The sequence below is a fragment of the Lelliottia jeotgali genome, from assembly GCF_977070485.1.
In genome coordinates this window covers 241,815-260,031 of record NZ_CDRVFO010000006.1, presented here as the reverse complement: position 1 = coordinate 260,031, position 18,217 = coordinate 241,815, and the positions used below count along the sequence as shown (strand labels likewise).

At 58.4% G+C, this 18,217-nt stretch carries 17 protein-coding genes; 8 read left to right on the top strand and 9 right to left on the bottom strand.

The annotated features are described in order from the left end of the window. Positions 1–24: 24 nt before the first annotated feature. Both dctA and ACW4TB_RS11625 read right to left on the bottom strand, forming a co-directional pair. Positions 25–1,332 (bottom strand): C4-dicarboxylate transporter DctA, encoded by a 1,308-nt coding sequence (dctA, locus tag ACW4TB_RS11630; protein ID WP_012316905.1) that lies wholly within the window; start codon positions 1,330–1,332, stop codon positions 25–27. A 102-nt stretch (positions 1,333–1,434) separates the two neighbouring features. Next, positions 1,435–2,604, bottom strand: a complete 1,170-nt coding sequence (locus tag ACW4TB_RS11625) for a mandelate racemase/muconate lactonizing enzyme family protein (RefSeq protein WP_012316906.1) — start codon at positions 2,602–2,604, stop codon at positions 1,435–1,437. Positions 2,605–2,703: 99 nt separating this feature from the next. Between ACW4TB_RS11625 and ACW4TB_RS11620 the strand changes: the two genes are divergently transcribed. Continuing rightward, positions 2,704–3,597 carry a LysR family transcriptional regulator gene (locus tag ACW4TB_RS11620; protein ID WP_012316907.1) on the top strand — a complete coding sequence of 298 codons (894 nt, stop codon included), beginning with the start codon at positions 2,704–2,706 and terminating at the stop codon, positions 3,595–3,597. A 718-nt stretch (positions 3,598–4,315) separates the two neighbouring features. Here the strand turns inward: ACW4TB_RS11620 and arsN2 are convergent. After that, complete coding sequence (arsN2, locus tag ACW4TB_RS11615; protein WP_023048556.1) at positions 4,316–4,765, bottom strand: arsenic resistance N-acetyltransferase ArsN2; 450 nt, start codon at positions 4,763–4,765, stop codon at positions 4,316–4,318. Between the two features lie 177 nt (positions 4,766–4,942). On the opposite strand from arsN2, the gene ACW4TB_RS11610 reads away from it, so the two are divergent. From ACW4TB_RS11610 to ACW4TB_RS11580, 7 genes are read left to right on the top strand one after another with little or no spacing between them, the layout of a single operon-like run. Then, the gene (locus tag ACW4TB_RS11610) at positions 4,943–5,299 is read left to right on the top strand and encodes a metalloregulator ArsR/SmtB family transcription factor (protein WP_049695271.1); all 357 of its coding nucleotides are present in this window, start codon (positions 4,943–4,945) and stop codon (positions 5,297–5,299) included. Between the two features lie 29 nt (positions 5,300–5,328). Then, positions 5,329–6,612, top strand: a complete 1,284-nt coding sequence (locus ACW4TB_RS11605) for an arsenic transporter (protein ID WP_049695270.1) — start codon at positions 5,329–5,331, stop codon at positions 6,610–6,612. 14 nt (positions 6,613–6,626) lie between these two features. Further along, positions 6,627–7,097 (top strand): arsenate reductase ArsC, encoded by a 471-nt coding sequence (locus ACW4TB_RS11600; protein ID WP_023048558.1) that lies wholly within the window; start codon positions 6,627–6,629, stop codon positions 7,095–7,097. Positions 7,098–7,120: 23 nt separating this feature from the next. Beyond that, on the top strand, positions 7,121–7,834 hold the full coding sequence (arsH, locus tag ACW4TB_RS11595) for an arsenical resistance protein ArsH (RefSeq protein WP_023048559.1): 714 nt from the start codon (positions 7,121–7,123) through the stop codon (positions 7,832–7,834). Between the two features lie 10 nt (positions 7,835–7,844). Continuing rightward, on the top strand, positions 7,845–8,342 hold the full coding sequence (locus tag ACW4TB_RS11590; RefSeq protein ID WP_031312160.1) for a phosphatase domain-containing putative toxin: 498 nt from the start codon (positions 7,845–7,847) through the stop codon (positions 8,340–8,342). 25 nt (positions 8,343–8,367) lie between these two features. After that, positions 8,368–9,450, top strand: coding sequence for an ArsO family NAD(P)H-dependent flavin-containing monooxygenase (locus ACW4TB_RS11585; protein WP_023048561.1), 1,083 nt, complete (start codon positions 8,368–8,370; stop codon positions 9,448–9,450). Then, a complete protein-coding gene (locus tag ACW4TB_RS11580; protein WP_125924296.1) occupies positions 9,443–9,985 on the top strand; it encodes an arsinothricin resistance N-acetyltransferase ArsN1 family B in 543 nt (180 codons plus the stop codon). Before ACW4TB_RS11585 ends, ACW4TB_RS11580 begins: the two co-directional genes overlap by 8 nt. Before the next feature lie 166 nt (positions 9,986–10,151). On the opposite strand, the gene ACW4TB_RS11575 is transcribed toward ACW4TB_RS11580, so the two are convergent. The 6 genes from ACW4TB_RS11575 to ACW4TB_RS11550 all read right to left on the bottom strand — a co-directional run bounded on the left by ACW4TB_RS11575 (position 10,152) and on the right by ACW4TB_RS11550 (position 18,192). Next, entirely contained in the window at positions 10,152–10,835 is a 684-nt protein-coding gene (locus ACW4TB_RS11575; protein WP_172439589.1) for a hypothetical protein, read from the bottom strand. 657 nt (positions 10,836–11,492) lie between these two features. Beyond that, positions 11,493–11,819 (bottom strand): four-helix bundle copper-binding protein, encoded by a 327-nt coding sequence (locus ACW4TB_RS11570; protein ID WP_371263243.1) that lies wholly within the window; start codon positions 11,817–11,819, stop codon positions 11,493–11,495. A gap of 160 nt (positions 11,820–11,979) precedes the next feature. Then, positions 11,980–12,333: a copper-binding protein gene (locus ACW4TB_RS11565; RefSeq protein WP_023048565.1), complete on the bottom strand. Its 354-nt coding sequence runs from the start codon at positions 12,331–12,333 to the stop codon at positions 11,980–11,982. Beyond that, positions 12,330–15,488 (bottom strand): efflux RND transporter permease subunit, encoded by a 3,159-nt coding sequence (locus ACW4TB_RS11560; RefSeq protein WP_125924297.1) that lies wholly within the window; start codon positions 15,486–15,488, stop codon positions 12,330–12,332. The genes ACW4TB_RS11565 and ACW4TB_RS11560 overlap by 4 nt, the downstream gene beginning before the upstream one ends. Further along, positions 15,485–16,945, bottom strand: a complete 1,461-nt coding sequence (locus ACW4TB_RS11555; protein ID WP_023048567.1) for an efflux RND transporter periplasmic adaptor subunit — start codon at positions 16,943–16,945, stop codon at positions 15,485–15,487. The genes ACW4TB_RS11560 and ACW4TB_RS11555 overlap by 4 nt, the downstream gene beginning before the upstream one ends. Beyond that, positions 16,942–18,192 (bottom strand): TolC family protein, encoded by a 1,251-nt coding sequence (locus ACW4TB_RS11550; protein WP_023048568.1) that lies wholly within the window; start codon positions 18,190–18,192, stop codon positions 16,942–16,944. The genes ACW4TB_RS11555 and ACW4TB_RS11550 overlap by 4 nt, the downstream gene beginning before the upstream one ends. Positions 18,193–18,217: the final 25 nt, after the last annotated feature.

Sequence of the window (18,217 nt, the reverse complement as noted above, 5' to 3'; positions counted from 1 at the left end):
GCGATGACCGGAAGTGAGGGCGAGTCACTTATGCGCCAGCAAGGCCTTCCTTGCCGCCTTTTCCTGTTTCATGGCTGCGATTTCTCGTTCACAAGCTTCGACATCAAACGAGTTGTCCCACTTGGCGATCGCGATGGTGCCGATGCCATTACCGATCAGGTTGGTCACCGCCCGCGCTTCGTTGAGGAACCGATCGATGCCCAGCAGCAGCACAAGGCCAACCAGCGGAATGGAATGGATAGTTGTGAGCGTTGCAGCCAGCGTTACAAACCCCGCACCCGCAACGCCAGCCGAGCCTTTGGAGGTCAGCAGGAATACGGCCAGCAGAATCATTTGATCCATGAATGTCAGCGGCGTATTGGTCGCTTGAGCGATGAAGATGGCAGCCATTGTGAGGTAGATGCAGGTGCCGTCCGCGTTAAAGGTGTAGCCCGTAGGCAGCACCATGCCGACCACCGATTTCTTGCAGCCGAGCTTCTCTAGTTTCACCATCATTCTCGGTAGCACGGCTTCGGTTGAACACGTGCCGAGGGTGATGAGAATTTCATCTTTGAAGTAACGAAGGAACTGCATCAGCGGCATTCCGGACCATCTGGCGACGGCACCGAGCACGACCACAATGAATATCAGAGTGGTGATATACAGTGCGACCAGCAATTGGCCGAGTGACAGCAACGTGCCGATACCGTATTTGCCAATGGTGAATGCCATGCCGGCACCCGCGCCGATCGGAGCGAGGCGCATGACCATTGCGACGATTTTGAACAGGCCTTGAAGGAACAAGTCGATGGTATTGATCAGCGGCTTGCTGGTTTCACCCATCTGCACCAGAGCGACGCCCATCAAGACAGAAAGCAGGATCACCTGCAGCATTACGCCGTTGGAGAAAGCGCCGACGAAGGTATGCGGGATGATATTGAGGAAGAATTCGATCGTGCCGCCTTGTTCACTCGCGGCTTGGCTGTATTTGCTGATGGCACTGCCATCGAGGGCGTTGGCATTGATGTTCATGCCTTCGCCGGGTTTAACGATGTTGACCACAATGAGGCCGACGACCAAGGCAATGGTCGACAGTATCTCGAAGTAGATAAGCGCCTTAACGCCAATTCGACCAACCTCTTTGATACTGCCCATCTTGGCGATACCAACAACAACCGTACCGAAGATGATCGGTGCCAAGAGCATCTTGATCAGTTTGATGAAGCCATCGGCGAAGGGTTGGAGCTTGGCACCGATATCGGGTAAGAAGTAACCGATTGCCGCGCCGATCACGATGCCGATCAGCACTTGCACATACAGCTGGCCGTACCAGCGGGATTTGGAAATTTCCACGAAAGCACCTCATTTTATTTTTGTGATGGGCATGTGGGTTGGCGGTGCTGCGCGCCGCCAGGTACTGCGGCCTCTTCTACAGAGACCGCACACCAAGGATGATCAGCCCTCGCCCAGCTCACGCATGACTGCGTACAAGGCGGATTTGGCTTCAAAGCCGACACCCGGGATGTCGGGCAGGCCGACGTAGCCGTTTTCAACTTTGATGCCGTCCGCGAAGCCGCCGAACGGCTGGAACACATCCGGATACGACTCGTTACCACCAAGGTGCAGGCCTGCGGCAATGTTGAGCGACATCTGGTGGCCACCGTGGGGTACAACGCGGCGGGAAGACCAGCCCATTTCTTCCATCACCTTGAGGGTACGCATGTATTCGACAAGGCCGTAAGACAGCGCGCAGTCGAACTGCAGATAGTCACGATCTGGCCGCATGCCGCCGTGGCGCAGCAGGTTGCGGGCGTCCTGATGAGAGAACAGGTTTTCGCCAGTGGCCATAGGCAGTTCATAGTGATTTGCCAGCTCAGCCTGCAGCGCGTAGTCGAGCGGATCACCGATCTCTTCGTACCAGAACAGGTTGTACTGCTTGATGGCTTCGGCGTAGGCGATGCCGGTCTGCAGATCGAAGCGCCCATTGGCATCGACGGCCAGGCGGCGGCCGTCGCCAACCACTTCAAGCACGGCTTCGATACGGCGGATGTCCTCGTCCAGCGGGACCGCGCCGATTTTCATTTTCACGACGTCGTAGCCGCGGTCGAGATAGCTCTGCATCTCGGCTTTGAGCTTGGTTTGATCTTTGCCAGGGTAGTAATAGCCGCCGGCTGCGTACACCCAGACTTTATCGTCGGCGACGCCGTTGCGGTAACGATCAGCGAGCAAGCGGTACAGCGGTTTTCCTTCGATTTTTGCTACGGCATCCCAAACAGCCATGTCGATGGTACCCACGGCGACAGAGCGCTCACCGTGACCTCCTGGTTTCTCGTTGGTCATCAGGGTTTTCCAGATGGCAAACGGGTCCAGGTTGTTGTTTTCGTGGTCGATGAGAGTCTCTGGGTCTGCTTCAGTGATACGTGCCAGGAAGCGGTCACGCATCAAAGCGCCTTGGCCATAGCGACCGTTGGAGTTGAAGCCATAGCCGATGACCGGCTTACCGTCGCGAATCACATCTGTGACAACAGCGACGACCGAGCAGGTCATCTTGGAAAAATCGATATAGGCATTGGCGATTGGCGAGGCAATGGAAACGGTTTTTTCACGGATGTCGACGATACGCATGACGGGTTCCTCTTGTTGTATGTGGCCCCACGTTATGCTTTGAGGTAGCGCTCGCCCAATGCTATTAATGCCGGACCCTATGCACAGGAGGCATGGCCCTTGGAACTTGTTTGGCTAGAAGATCTTTCAGCGCTGGCGGAGTACGGAAGCTTTGTGCGGGCGGCCGAAGCGCGACACGTAACCCAGCCGGCCTTCAGCCGCAGGGTCCGCTCTCTTGAGAACTGGATGGGAGTTGAGCTGTTCGTGCGCTCACCACATGGAGCCACGCTCACCGAGGCTGGCAGGCATATCTTGCCCAGTGCCCAGGAGGCGGCCCGATCCTTGTACCGGATACGCAGCGAAGCTCAAGAGGTCGCAGGGGTAGCCGCCAGGTCACTACAATTCGCAGCGACACACTCCCTCTCGTTTACATTCTTCCCGAAGTGGCTCCGGAGTTCCGAAAGCGGTGCGCCAATCGAGGCAGTTCAACTGCACTCAGATAGCATGGCCGTTTGTGAGCAAATGCTGATTCATGGCCAGGTTCAGTTTTTGCTATGCCACCGCCACCCCGACGTTCCGCCACTACTGGCACCTGAACAGTTCACCAGCAAGAAGGTAGGCGAAGACACTCTCGTTCCGCTTGCCAGTGCTCGCGCTGACTTCGGTACTTCTCCTGCAGCATTGCCTTACCTCGCCTACACCCATGAATCCGGACTGGGCCGTATCGTCGCGCACAGACTGCGCGGCAAAGAAGATTACCTTCACCTCAAGCCCCTGTTCACCAGTCACCTTGCAGCGGTGTTGATGTCCATGGCCTTGGAAAGCAAGGGCGTGGCGTGGCTACCCAAGAGCCTTACGGAGCAGGAGATACTGGACGGGCGTTTGATCCGGGCGCTCGATGAAAGCTGGGACATTCCCCTGGAAATTCATCTGACCCGGCCAAAAGCAACTCTCAGTCAGTCTGCAGAAACGTTCTGGGCCAGGGCGGGATTTGATCAGTCGCCTGCAATGTAAGGCGACGCGGGATGGCGCTTGTCACATTGACGAAGGTGTTTCATCAGCCTGAATTGGGAGGGGTATGAGAAAACGCCAGTACGAGGTAGGGGAGATGCAGGGAGGCTTGAAAACCGCCGGTAAAGGGAAAGCGAACGCTCCCCTCTACCGGCGACAGTTTCAATTGTTCGACGACCGTTTTAATTCAACGAAACCAATTTGTTGCCGATTAATAAACTTTGTCACAAAGTCTCTTGCATTTCGCGGCCTAGCGAGGAGGCTGCTTCTAGGGAAGCAAAAATAAAGGTTGTCACAAAGCATAATTTTTCAAAATTTCTCGGGCTTTTTCGTTTAATAAAGGTTGTCACAGCAAAGGTTCAGCCAGAAAAAATCACAGGAAGGACCCCGTGCTAAAACCCCAAAAAAATTATGATGGTATCTTTTTGGGGCGTGGTAACCGGTGCGAGCGCTCCTGGCTGGGAGCCCCCTACAAATCGTTGGGTTGGGCATGGATTTCTCTGAGATACATCTTGGAGGGGTTGCTGCTTTTCCGAGCGCAGACGCGCCAACCAGACTGACTGTTTTCCGCTACCAGGCAGGTTTAAAACCGTCCAAGGATACGCCTGTATCCTCACTCATGAAGTCGCTCAATCATGCCGGGCCCAGGGCTCGCCATCTTCAGGGCGCCGCAGGACTCAGTGAAATTCGTGGAGGCGAGTTCCCTGAGGTGACACCGAGTTCATGTCGCCAGATCCTTCACCATATAGACCGCAGAGGTCGGACAAAGGCTCTTGAACTCCTCCGAACTGGAAATTGCCTTTGGGGCTTGAGATCGGTCTCTGTGCTCATATCCCCGAGCCTCGAAGAAGTCGGGTGCTGTTGTGGTCAGCAGATGAAGGCTCTGGGCTCCGTCAGCTTCCGCTATTCGCTCAAGTGCTCTGAGCAGCAGGGTACCGATCCCTGACTTTCGCTGGGCCGGTACGACAACCAGTGAGCGAATCAGACGAGTCCGACCAGTTCCTTCAATGCCCCCGTATCCCAGCTCCGTTTCTCCCCGATGAAAGGAATAGAACATTCGGTCGGGCTGCAAAAGGTCTTGGGTCGGCAAGCCCGCTGCAGTCAGATGCGCAGCCAGGCCTTGGATTTGATCGGTACCAAGCAATCGGACAGAGATATCAGACTGGTTCATTGGGGACTCTGGGGATGGTATCGACGGCCAGTATAGGGCCCAAAGCGAGGGCTTTTTCCAGTTTTATGACGTCCCGTAAGGCGAGGCGAGTGTAAATATCTGCTTTACCGTATATTCGAATTGGCATATATTCGGATTTCCAGATATTGGCCGTACACGCATTCCCCAGGAGGTCACATGCGGGAAACACTGACTCCCCCCATCGTTTTCAAATGCCTGGCTGATGACACCCGGGCCCGGATGACCCTGCTGATCGCCCGTGAAGGCGAACTCTGTGTCTGCGAACTTACCCACGCGCTGGAGCTGAGCCAGCCGAAGATCTCCCGGCATCTTGCCCAGTTGCGCGAGGCTGGAATCCTGATGGATCGCCGCAAGGGTCAATGGGTGTACTACCGACTGCACCCCGAACTGCCGCAGTGGGTGGACGCGATGCTGAAGGGAGTGGTCGATGCCAACCAGGAATGGTTGAGCCCCGATGCATTGCGCCTTGCCGAAATGGGCGAGCGGCCGCAGAGCCCTGTTGCTTGTGCTTGAGAATTCCCTTCGCTGATTGAGTTGTAGTCATGCTGATCGCATTTTTGATTTTCCTGGTGACGATCGTTCTCGTCATCTGGCAGCCCAAAGGCCTGGGCGTGGGCTGGAGCGCCGCACTGGGGGCCGTCGTGGCGCTGCTGGCGGGCGTCGTGAGCCTGTCCGATATTCCCGTGGTCTGGCAGATCGTCTGGAACGCTACCGCCACTTTCATCGCCGTCATCATCATCAGCCTGCTGCTGGATGAGGCGGGGTTCTTCGAGTGGGCGGCATTGCACGTGGCCCGCTGGGGCAATGGCAGCAGCCGCAAGCTGTTCGCCTTCATCATCCTGCTGGGCGCCGCCGTCTCGGCGCTGTTCGCTAACGACGGTGCGGCACTGATCCTGACCCCGATCGTCATCGCCATGCTGCTGGCCCTGCGCTTCTCCCCGGCGGCGACGCTGGCATTCGTCATGGCGGCGGGCTTCATCGCCGATACCGCGAGCTTGCCGCTGGTGGTGTCCAACCTGGTGAACATCGTTTCCGCCGACTACTTTGGCATTGGCTTCAGCGAATACGCCTCGGTCATGGTGCCGGTGAACCTGGTCAGCATCGCCGCCACCCTGGGAATGCTGCTGTGGTTCTTCCGCAAGGACCTGCCGCGTACCTATGAACTCGACCAACTGAAGGCTCCCGAAGCCGCTATCCGCGACAAGGCGACGTTCGTTGCCGGCTGGTGGGTGCTTGCGCTGTTGCTGGTTGGCTTCTTCGCCATCGAGCCGCTGGGCGTTCCGATCAGCGCCATCGCTGCTGCCTGTGCGCTGATCCTCTACCTGATCGCCGCGCGTGGGCACGTGATTTCAACCCGCAAGGTGCTCAAGGACGCGCCTTGGCAGGTCGTGGTGTTCTCGCTTGGCATGTACCTCGTGGTGTATGGCCTGCGTAACGCCGGCCTCACCGACTACCTGACGCAGATCCTCAATGTCTTCGCTGGCTACGGAATCTGGGGCGCATCCCTCGGGACGGGGCTGCTCGCCGCTGGCCTGTCGTCGGTCATGAACAACATGCCCACTGTGTTGGTAGGGGCCTTGTCGATCCATTCCGCCGAGGCCACCGGCATCGTGCGCGAGGCCATGATCTACGCCAACGTCATCGGCTGTGACCTCGGTCCGAAAATCACCCCCATCGGCAGCCTGGCCACCTTGCTGTGGCTACACGTGCTGGCCCGCAAGAACATCGTCATCACCTGGGGTTACTACTTCCGCACCGGCATCGTCCTGACGCTGCCGATCCTGCTTGCCACCTTGGCCGCATTGGCCATCCGCCTGAGCTTTTGAACCGGAGATACCTGATGAAAGTCTTGTTCATGTGCACCCACAACAGCTGCCGCAGCATCCTGTCCGAGGCGCTGTTCAATCACCTGGCCCCAGAGGGTATGGAAGCTGTGAGCTCGGGCAGCTTCCCAAGCGGCAAGGTCAATGAGCGGGCACTGAATACCCTGGAAGCCGCCGGTATCCCCACCGCAGGTCTTTCAAGCAAGGCCTCGGATGCCTTCGAGAGCTCTCCTCCCGACATCGTTGTCACCGTGTGCGACCGCGCTGCCGGCGAAGCCTGCCCGATCTTCTTCGGTCCATCGCTCAAAGCCCACTGGGGCCTGGCCGACCCTTCGGCGGTCACCGGGAGTGAGGCAGAAATCGAAGAAGCCTTCCAGACAACACTTGCGAAGATTGATGAGCGCGTGCGCGCCTTCATTGCGCTGCCTTTCTCGCAACTGAGCCAGGACGAACTGAAAGCCGAACTTGCCCGCATCGGCGCGCTGTAGGCCCTGGATCAATGGAGACCGAAATGAACGACCACCTGCCCAATGTCCAACCAGAACTTATTGATCTGCCGTCGCTGGAGCGGCTGGCGCCGAAGGATCCTTCCACACACAAACCGCGCATCCTGCTGCTGTACGGATCGACCCGCGAACGCTCATTCAGCCGCTTGATGGTCCAGGAGGCTGCGCGCCTGCTGGAAGAGTTCGGCGCCGAAACCCGAATCTTTGATCCTTCCGGCCTACCGCTGCCGGATGACGCTCCGGACTCTCACGAGAAGGTGCTGGAACTCCGCGAGCTGATGCAATGGTCCGAGGGCCAGGTGTGGTGCTCGCCCGAGCGTCACGGCTCAATGAGTGCTGTCTTCAAGGCGCAGATCGATTGGGTACCGCTGGCCATGGGCGCGGTTCGCCCAACCCAGGGCAAGACCCTCGCGGTGATGCAGGTATGTGGAGGCTCGCAGTCCTTTAACGTGGTGAACCAACTGCGCGTGCTTGGCCGCTGGATGCGTATGTTTACCATCCCGAACCAGTCGTCGGTGCCGAAAGCCTTCCTGGAGTTCGATGAAGCCGGGCGCATGAAGCCGTCTTCTTTCTACGATCGACTGGTCGACGTGATGGAGGAACTGACCAAGTTCACGCTCCTGCTGCGTGATCGCCAGGATTATTTGGTAGACCGCTACTCCGAGCGCAAAGAGTCGGCGGAAGAACTATCCAAGCGAGTCAATATTCGGTCTATCTGAGGTCATGAGCATGTCGCATCCTTACTCATTGAAATCGTTGCCCCATGCTCCGGGTGTGCTGATTTTTACGCCTTGTCCGGGCACCCAGACCAGCGGTCTCGCTGAAAGCCTGGATACGCTCAAGAAGGCCGGTGCCGTGGCGCTGGTTACGCTGATGTCGGACGCAGAGCTTCAGGAAAACGGAGTTGCCCAGCTTGGCGTCGCGGCCAAGCAGCATGGGTTGGAGTGGTACCAACTGCCGATCAAGGATGATCATGCTCCGGATAAAAACTTCGAGGTCGGGCTGGGAGAGATCCGCCACCAGTTGAACGCTTTGCTCGCATCCAACAAGGCCCTGGCCATCCACTGCAAGGGCGGCTCCGGCCGCACCGGGCTGTTCGCTGCCCGTCTGCTGATCGAGTCCGGAATGCCGCGCCGCGAGGCGATTGCATGGGTGCAGGATCTTCGCCCACGGGCGATTCAGAAGCCTGCGCACATCAACTACATCAACCAGTTCGGCGAAGGCTGAGCGCTCCAGCCAGACAGGAGAAACCATGGCCACCGAAGGCGAGCTACTCGATGTCATCGTGATTGGCGGCGGGCAGTCCGCGCTGACGGTGGCCTATTTTCTCAAGCGGGCCAAGCTCTCGTTCCTGCTGCTTGACGCTGAAGAGGCTGCGGGCGGGGCGTGGCGCCATGGCTGGCACTCGCTGACGCTGTTCTCGCCCTCCGCTTGGAGCTCCATCGCGGGCTGGCCGATGCCGCCAGTCACCGAAGGTAATCCTGATAGGGATCACGTGGTCAGCTACCTGGAGCAGTACGAGGCGCGCTACGGGTTTCCTATCGTTCGCCCCGTCAGCATCACGGCGGTGGAGCGGACCGCACGTGGTCTTCGTGTGCGCTCGAAGGACCGCAACTGGGAAGCCCGTGCCGTCATCAGCGCAACGGGGACCTGGAGCAAGCCCAATGTTCCGGCCTATCCGGGGATAGAGCTGTTCCAGGGGCAGCAGATTCACTCCGCCCAGTACCAGTTACCAGAGGCTTTCCAAGGAAAACGCGTGCTGGTCGTTGGTGGTGGCAACTCGGGGGCGCAAATCTACGCGGAGCTGTCCGAGATCGCCGACGCAACGTGGGTAACCACGAAGGAACCGGCGTTTCTGCCTGATGACGTGGATGGCCGGGTGCTGTTCGAACGGGCTACCGAGCGCCTCAAGGCTCAACAGGAGGGCCGTGTTATCGACGCACAGGTCGGTGGGCTTGGTGATATCGTCATGGTGCCCTCAGTAGTCCGGGCTCGCGAGCGCGGGGCCCTTCGTGCTGTAAGGCCTTTCACCTCATTTACGTCGGATGGGGTCGTCTGGCCCAACGGTGAGAAAACCCAGGTCGATGTGGTGGTCTGGTGTACTGGATTCCGGCCGGCACTGGATCACCTTAAGGCACTGGACGTGCTGGATGACTACGGAAGGGTCGAGGTTGATGGGGGGCGTTCTATTCGCGAGCCGCGCCTCTGGCTGGTCGGATATGGCGACTGGACCGGCTTGGCCTCGGCGACGTTGATTGGCGTCACCCGTACCGCGCGCAGCACAGTTAACGAAGTAGTCGAACACCTGAACAGCTTGGAGCAGTCGGATGCATAGCGGAATCGAAATTCGTGTCGCCAGACCAGAGGATGCAGAAGAGATCCAGATCATCTACGCGCCCATCGTACTCAACACGGCCATCTCATTCGAAGAGGCAGTGCCGAGCGTGGAGCAAATGTGTGAGCGTATCTCCACGACGCTGCAAACCTATCCGTATCTGGTGGCTGTGCGAGAAGGACGGGTAGTCGGCTATGCCTACGCCAGTCAGCACCGGGCGCGTGCGGCGTACCGGTGGACGGTGGATGTGACGGTGTATGTCGCCGAGGGGCAGCGCCGCAGCGGAATTGCTCGGCAGCTCTATGACGTGCTGCTGCCGGTTCTGAAGCGTCTGGGATATCGCTCGGCGTATGCCGGTATCGCCTTGCCGAATGAAGGCAGTGTCGGGCTGCACGAACGACTCGGTTTTCAGCACATCGGTACGTTTCCGCAGGTCGGATTCAAGCTCGATGCTTGGCATGATGTGGGGTATTGGCGGTTTGAGTTCGGTGACGACGGCCTTCGACCCGAGGCTCCAATGAGCTTCGTATCCTAAACCCGAATGCCACGCTAGAGCGTCCCAGCCCGCGCCGTTGCTGGCTGCGACAGCACTAATCCTCCAACACATGTGAGTAAACCTGAATCGTCCCAGTTTTGTAGACACCTCCAAACCTAATAATGATGCCCAAAGATTGGTGAAATGGTGCTTGCACTACAGGGGGCTAGTTGAAAAGGGCCAAGAAACGGCTGAAATTGACAGCGGCAATGGCAAGGCCGCTCAGTACGATAACTGTCGTGTAGATCGGGTGGTCTTTGACGATTTCAATTAACACAACAGGATGCACCCCGTTCCGCTCGTACCATTTGGATTTTGTCTTCAAGGACTTTTCATGTGTACGCTCGAAGAAGTTCGCAAACATATCGAGCTTCCTTAGGGTCGATTGATGCATTTTTATGTACTCAGCGTTCACAAAGGCGGCAGCCTCATCAGCGCCGGGCAGTGCGTCTTGGTCGCTGGCATTATTGAGTTCAGCCAATGCCATGATCCTGCCTTTCCTTCCCCTACTATCGGCATGCGGGGCATAGTTTCTTCCATATAACGCAACCAGCTCACGCGCAAGGTCAACCTTCTTGTCATCCGGCAGCTCTACGGGTTTGCCCCCGAGCACCCGAAAGCGATGCTCAAGCGCAAAGAACCCGAAATTTTCGTCTCGCATGTTCCAATGCAGGAACCGACAATCCTTGTGCTTATCAAGCCATTGGAAAAAACCTTTCAGCATCGACTTTTCGAATTTATTGAGCTCTGCTTGCATGCTGGAGAGCTGTTTGCTGAGCTCTGCTTCTTTATGGATGGACCACGATTTGGTTTGGCCGGTTTTTAGGTTCCGTGTGGCGATGGATGTCACACGTTTCGACTCCCCCGTATCATTTTCATAAAACGATTCGCAGGAGTAGTGAATTACGTAAACTCGGTTCGCGTCCAGGTAGAGGTCTTCGATTAACGCTCTGCTCCTTTTGCGATCCTTTACCCGATCTAGCTCTGCTCCCACACCTTTCCCCTCAACCCAATGCACTGTAGGCGAAGCTGGTGATTTTGCCCTCAAATGTGGGTACCCGCTAGATTCACCCCTAGCTTTGCCTTTGACTCTTCCTGAGGGTATACCGCTTGGGGATAATCAGCCGGCTTTGTCTTGGTGGATTGCCCTACAAATCGACGTGGCCTTCACCAAGCCGCTCCCAATGCCGGCCGTCAGAACGTAGGACCATTCGCTTCCGCCGAAGCGGGCTGGTGGGCGTGAGCCAACAGGCGTATCCTACAAGTGCTTGCTCCGAGACTTGTTGGCCTACAGCCTCCCCTTGGAGACATCTGATAGCCCGCCGCTGAGGCGGGCTTCTTTGCTATCGGGTCGCAGCGCCTTTGGTTTGCTAGCTTCCCAAGCTAGGCTCTGCCAGGGCGCATGCCCATCAGCGGTCTACCCGCCTCCCTAAGCACGACGATTATCGACGTACCCAAATCCTTAATCAGGCGCATGGAAAGCAGGCGGAGGTTTGGCGAAATTCGCTTACGCAGCCATTGCTTCGCAGGATTCTGCGCAGGTCATGCAGGCCTGGGCGCATTGCTGACAGTGGTCTGCCTTATGCTTACCGCACTCCTCCCCGCAGGCCCGGCAAATTTTGGCGCATAGGGCACAAAGCTCTTTGGCCAGCATGCTTTCTCGTGCCATCAAGGTAGCCGCAAGGTTGCACATATCTGCGCAATCTCTGTCCAGCTTGATGCAGTCAGCCATCATTTTTACATCTTGTTCTTGTAGGCAGGCTGACGCACAGCCTTCACAGGCCAGCGCACAGCGCAGGCATTCCGAGATGCATTCTTCAAAGCGACTGTTCATGGTCATATCTCCGGTATCGGGTCGATTTGATGCCAGTGCACCGTCTCATGACGGTATGTAGCGTTCGACCTGACGGGGTCCTGAAGATTGATTACATTTCTGTAAGCTTGTCCGAATCCTCTCGGTGTGAAGGCGTGCCCGATCATTTAAGGCTGGAACATCACTGCTTATGAATGCTCACGATCTTCGCGACGCTTCCTTCCATACGGAACCCAAATTTCACCTTGTCTCCTACGTTCAAGCCCTTCAGCTGTGCAGGCTCAGCATGGAAACCCATGGTCATCGCCGGCCATTTGAGCTCTGCTACCGGGCCGTGGGCCAATGTGATTTTTCCGCTTTGAGGATCCAGCGCCTTTATTGCCCCTTCAGCATGCGCGGTGGGTGCCGCCTGGGTGCCTTGGCCTCCTTCGGCGGAAGCTGGCATGTTCTTCATGTCCATACCATCCATGTCCTGGGCATGCACACTGGCGGCGAAAGCTGTGACCAGGGCTGCGATGACGATTAGCTTTTTCATTGGTTTTCTCCTGAGGGGTTGGGGGTAGTGACAGTAAGTTCGCGGCGACGGATCAGCCAGTACGCCGCAGGTATTACAAACAGGGAGAGCAACGGAGCGGTTAGCATGCCGCCGACCATGGGCACCGCGATGCGACTCATGACCTCGCTGCCGGTACCGCTGCTCCAGAGGATGGGCAGCAGGCCTGCAACGATGACCGCCACGGTCATTGCCTTGGGTCTGATGCGCTGCACCGCACCCTCACGGATTGCGCCGAGCAGCGCTGCTCGTGTGGTTTCGCCACTGGCCTGACGCTCAGCCCAAGCGTTATTCAGGTAAATGAGCATAATCACGCCAAACTCCGCCGCTACGCCGGCCAAGGCAATGAAACCAACGCCTGTGGCCACCGACAGGTTGTAGCCCAGCAAGTACAGCAGCCAAACGCCTCCGGTTAGCGCGAACGGTAGCGTGCCCATGATGAGTAGCGCCTCACCGAGGCGCCCAAAAGTCAGGTAGAGCAGCACGAAGATGATGGCCAGCGTCGCCGGCACCACCCAGGCCAGGCGTGCGTTAGCGCGCTCCAAGTATTCGAACTGCCCGGAGTAACTCAAGCTCATGCCCGGATCTAGCTTTACCTCGGTGTCGATCACCTGCCGCAGGTCTGCCACAACAGACGATAGGTCTCTGCCGCGCACATCGACGTACACCCAGCCCGAGGGGCGAGCATTTTCGCTCTTGAGCATGGGCGGGCCATCGGCAATACGTATGCGGGCCACGGTGCCAAGCGTCAGCTGGCCCCCCTGCGACGTGTAGATCGGCAGCTGACGCAACGCCTCCACGGAATCACGCCATTCACGTGGATAGCGCACGCTAATGGGAAAGCGAGCTAACCCTTCAACCGTTTCCCCAATGGTTTCGCCACCTATGGCACCGGCTACAATAGCCTGTACGTCGGTAATGTTCAGGCCATAACGCGCAGCGGCATGGCGGTCGATGTCCAAATCAATGTAGCGACCGCCAGTCAAACGCTCTGCCAGGGCCGAAGTCACTCCAGGCACCTTTATCGCTGCCCGCTCTACAGCAAGGGTAGCCCGGTCTATCTGGTTCAGATCGCTGCCGGCAACCTTGACGCCGATCGGACTCTTGATGCCGGTGGCCAGCATGTCAATCCGATTGCGGATAGGCGGAATCCAGATATTGGTGAGCCCAGGCACACGCACGATACGGTCAAGCTCTTCGATTAGCTTCTCAGTGGTCATACCTGGACGCCATTCACTCTTGGGCTTGAGCCGCACGGTGGTCTCGAACATCTCCAGCGGTGCAGGGTCAGTGGCCGATTCGGCGCGGCCGGCCTTACCAAAGACGCTGGCTACCTCGGGGACTGTACGAATCAAGCGATCCGTTCGCTGCAACAGCTCTGAAGCTTTCTGCGCGGAGAGTCCAGGCAAGGCTGAAGGCATGTAGAGCAGATCACCTTCATCAAGTGGGGGAAGAAACTCGCCACCCAGATGGTTCAAGGGCCACAGACTGCTGAGCAGGATGAGCAATGCTCCAGCGAGGGTAAGCAAGGGCCGGCGCAGGACGACCTCCAATGCCGGACGGTACAGCCGGATGAGGCCCCGGTTGAGCGGGTTGCGCTGTTCCGCAGGCAGTGGCCCTCTGATCCAGTACCCCATCAGCACCGGTATCAGGGTCACCGATAGCGCAGCCGCCGCTGCCATCGCGTAGGTCTTGGTAAAGGCCAGGGGGGCAAAGAGGCGGCCCTCCTGGGCTTGCAGCGTGAACACCGGGATGAACGAGAGCGTGATGATCATGAGGCTGAAGAACAGCGCTGGTCCAACCTCGACGGCCGCCTCCGTCATTACGTTCCAATGCGCTTCGCCCCGCAAAGGTTGACCAGGATGCTGGGCATGCCAGGCCTCTACACGTTTGTGGGCGTTCTCGATCATGACCACGGCAGCGTCCACCATTGCACCGATGGCAATAGCGATTCCGCCAAGGGACATGATGTTGGCGTTGATGCCCTGATGACGCATGACGATCAGCGCAATCAGGATTCCCACGGGCAGCGACACGATGGCCACCAGCGACGAGCGCAGGTGCCAGAGAAACGCTGCGCATACCAACGCCACTACCACAAACTCCTCGACCAGTTTGTGACTGAGGTTCTCCACAGCACGGTCGATCAGCTGGCTGCGGTCGTAGACGGTGACAAGCTCCACCCCGGCAGGCAGGCCTTTCTTCAGGGTTTCGAGCTTGGCCTTGACGTGCGCGATGGCCTCACGAGCATTCTTGCCGCTGCGCAGGATAACCACTCCACCTACGGCTTCACCGAGGCCGTCCAGTTCACCTATGCCTCTGCGGGCTTCCGGACCTATCTGCACCGTAGCGACATCGCCTAAGTTCACCGGCACGCCCTTGGTAGCCAGTCGCAGAGGGATCGCTCTGAAATCGTCCAGCGATCCTAGGTAGCCGGCCGCACGAACCATGAATTCTGCTTCGCCTTGCTCCAGCACACCACCGCCGGTCTCCTGGTTGGCCTTACCTATAGCCTCTATCACCTCAGCTTGGGTGATACCGAGGCTGGCCATGCGAAGCGGATCGAGGAGGACTTGGTATTGCTTGACCATACCGCCGATGGTGGCCACCTCAGCGACATCCGGCAGGGTCTTGAGCTCATAGCGCAGGAACCAGTCCTGCAGGCTGCGCAGTTGCGACAGGTCATGGCCACCGTTGCGATCGACCAGCGCATACTGAAAAATCCACCCGACTCCGGTGGCGTCCGGTCCGAGTACCGGCTTGGCTGCCGCAGGTAATCGCGATTGTGCCTGGCTCAGGTACTCAAGAACCCGAGAGCGCGCCCAATACAGATCGGTGCCGTCCTCGAACAGCACGTAGACGAAGCTGTCACCGAAGGCGGAGAAGCCGCGTACCGTTTTGGCCTCCGGAACCGAGAGCATTGTGGTGGTCAGCGGATAGGTCACCTGATTCTCAACGATCTGAGGAGCCTGACCTGGGTGGGACGTGCGGATGATCACCTGTACATCCGACAGGTCGGGCAAGGCGTCGATTGGCAGACTGCGCACCGAGACGAAGCCCCATGCCACCAGAAACAGCGTAGCGAGCAGCACCAGTACCCGGTTGCCTACCGACCAGCGGATCAGTTTGGCAATCATGGTTGGCCCTCCAACACTTTGATCTGCTCAACCACCATGCCCTCGTCGCGTTCGCGTATCCCAAAGCGAATCTGTGCACCGACCTTGAGGCCATCAAGGAGCGACTGATCAGCCACCGGGAAGGTCATGGTCATCCCAGGCATACCCAGGGTGAGGAAGGGACCATGGTCAACGGTGAGCTGGGCTCCGTCTATCTGCACGATACGGCCGTTCGCTTCATGTAAGGCGGGCCCCGCTTTTGGCTGAGCGTCTTGCGCCGTCGCCGCTTCGATGCCTTTCAAATTAGCTTCGGAGTCCAGTAGGAATTGCCCCGACGCTACGATGCGCTGACCTGCCTGAAGGCCCTGCAACACCGCAACTTGCCCCTTGCTCTCCTGACCCAACACGACTTCCACCGGTCGGAAGCGACCACCTTCTTCAGCCAGCATCACCAGATCCCGCTTGCCGGTACGTATGACCGCCTCGGCAGGCACCAAGAGGCTCTGCTCGGCAGACACGCCGGGATTGAGAGCCACTTGAGCGGTCATCCCAGGACGAAGCCGTCCATCCGGGTTGGGCAACTCGATACGCAGGCGCAACGTGCGGCTTTGCAAATCGGCATCAGCCAACAGCGCGGTCAACTTGCCCGGTACCGGATCGCCTGGGAAAGCTGGCAATTGCGCTTGCACAGGCTGGCCTTCGCGCAGGCCTTGAGCCTGGGCTTCTGGCACAGCGGCTTCCAGCCAGACGTTGGCCACTCCGTTGATCCTTGCCAAGGTAGTCCCCGGCGTCAGCGTCATGCCGGGTCGCAGATCGAGAACCTGGATGACACCGGCAGTGGGCGCGGAAAGTGTGACCGAGAGCTGTACCTTTCCAGTGCTCGCGACCCGGTTGATCAGGTAGACCGGCATGCCGGAGAGCAGGAGCCGCTGTCGTGCCGCCGCTGTCAGTTGAGCGTCGCCGGAATGCCGCAACGCCAGATATTCCTCCTGCAAACCAGCCCACTCCGGGGTCAGCACATCGGCTAGGGGAGCCCCTTTAGCAACTATATCCCCCGCCGCCCGGCCATATACGCGTTCGACGTAACCGCCAGTACGGGCCTGCAACACGCTGAAGTCGCGTTCGTCGAACGCCAGAACGCCGCTCACGCTCAGGGATCGTTCAAGCCTGCCAGCCATCACCGTTGCCAATCGCATCCCGAGATTTTGCTGGAGCCCAGCCGAGACCTGAACCGCAGGCTGCCCCTTGTCATCCGTCTCGCCTGAATACTTGGGCACGAGCGGCATGTCCATGAACGGCGACTTTCCGGGTGCCGGGAAATGCTGCTGGGGATACATCGGGTCGTACCAATACAGCGCTTTTTGCTCACCTACTGGCTGCGATGGGGTAACCGTGCCCCGTCCACCTAGCCAGAAGCCCGCGCCTGCTCCAATAGCAAGGGCAGCAGCCACAACCAACCCAATCGACCTATTCCTCATGCCCGCACCTCTCCATATACGAAATGCAGACGCGCTGCTGTTGCAGCCAACTGTCCTTGCAGATCCACATCCTGTAACAGCGCTTCCACGCGTTGCCGACGTGCCGACAGCACTTCACTCAACGGCGACTTACCGGCGCGGTAGTCCGCCAGAGCGAGGCGTACCCGGTCCTCGGCCAGAGGTAGAAGCGTCTCGCGACTGCGCCGCACCGCCCGCTGCAAACGTTGGTACTCGGCAAGGTCTGTTTCAAGCTGGGCTTGATGCTCGCGCAGGGCTGCATCCTGCTCATCCTCCAACTGACGAACTTGCGCGCGTCGTGCCGCAATCATCGGGTCTTGCCGGGAGCCGGTGAACAACGGCAGCTGGAAGCTGACTTGCAAGCTGACCATGTTGCTGAAGTCCGGGCCACGACGCTGATAATCCACCCCCCAAGACCAATCCGACTTCTTTTCTGCCTGGGCCTGGTGTACCTGGGCTTGCGCCTCGCGTGTCATGGCGTTGTAGGTATTGAGCTCCGGGTGGGCATGTACGGAGTGCAGGTATTCAGCTGCGTCTACAGGCCAGAGTGGGAACGTCGGCGCCCCTACTTCGGCGTCCTGCCCAATCCAGCGCTTCAGCGCGGATCGCGCTTGAGCTGCCTGACTCAATAAAACATCCTTCTGCTCGTCCAGCTGCGCCAATTCCTGTTTCGGAGCCAGCGTATCGGTCGTCGAGCCTGCGCCACCGGCCAGGCGCGCCCGCACCGTAGAAGCCAGCAGCTGGTTTTCTTTGTAGAAAGCGTCGAACTGTTCAAGTTTTCGCTGCACGGTGTACGCATTAACCCAAGCCTGCGCGGTTGCCGCTCGAATCTTCAGGCGCTCGAAGACCGCCTCAGCATCGGCTCGCTCGACCGTGGCCTGAGCTGTCTCTACGCGAGCTTTACGTTTGTCCCGGTTCGGTACGTCCTGGGACAGGCCAACCACCTGCATGGTCATGAAGTCTCTGTTCAAGCTCCAGCGATCAGCGCCTTCAATCGGCAGGTTTTGTACTCCAAGATTCAGGCGCGGATCGGGTAGTTCGCCCGCTGGAATGACCAAGTTGCGCGCAGCTGATGCCTGCTCTTGGCGGGCTTGTAGAGAGGGAGCGTTGCGTTCAGCCAGTTGCAGCGCTTCATCCAGCGGCAGCGTTGTCGCCTGTGCTGAGACAGCCGGCAGCAGTATGAAAAGGACGGCAGTGGGAGTTCGTCCCTGAAAACGTTGGGGAGTCATGAGAATGATTCCTCGAAAGATCAGC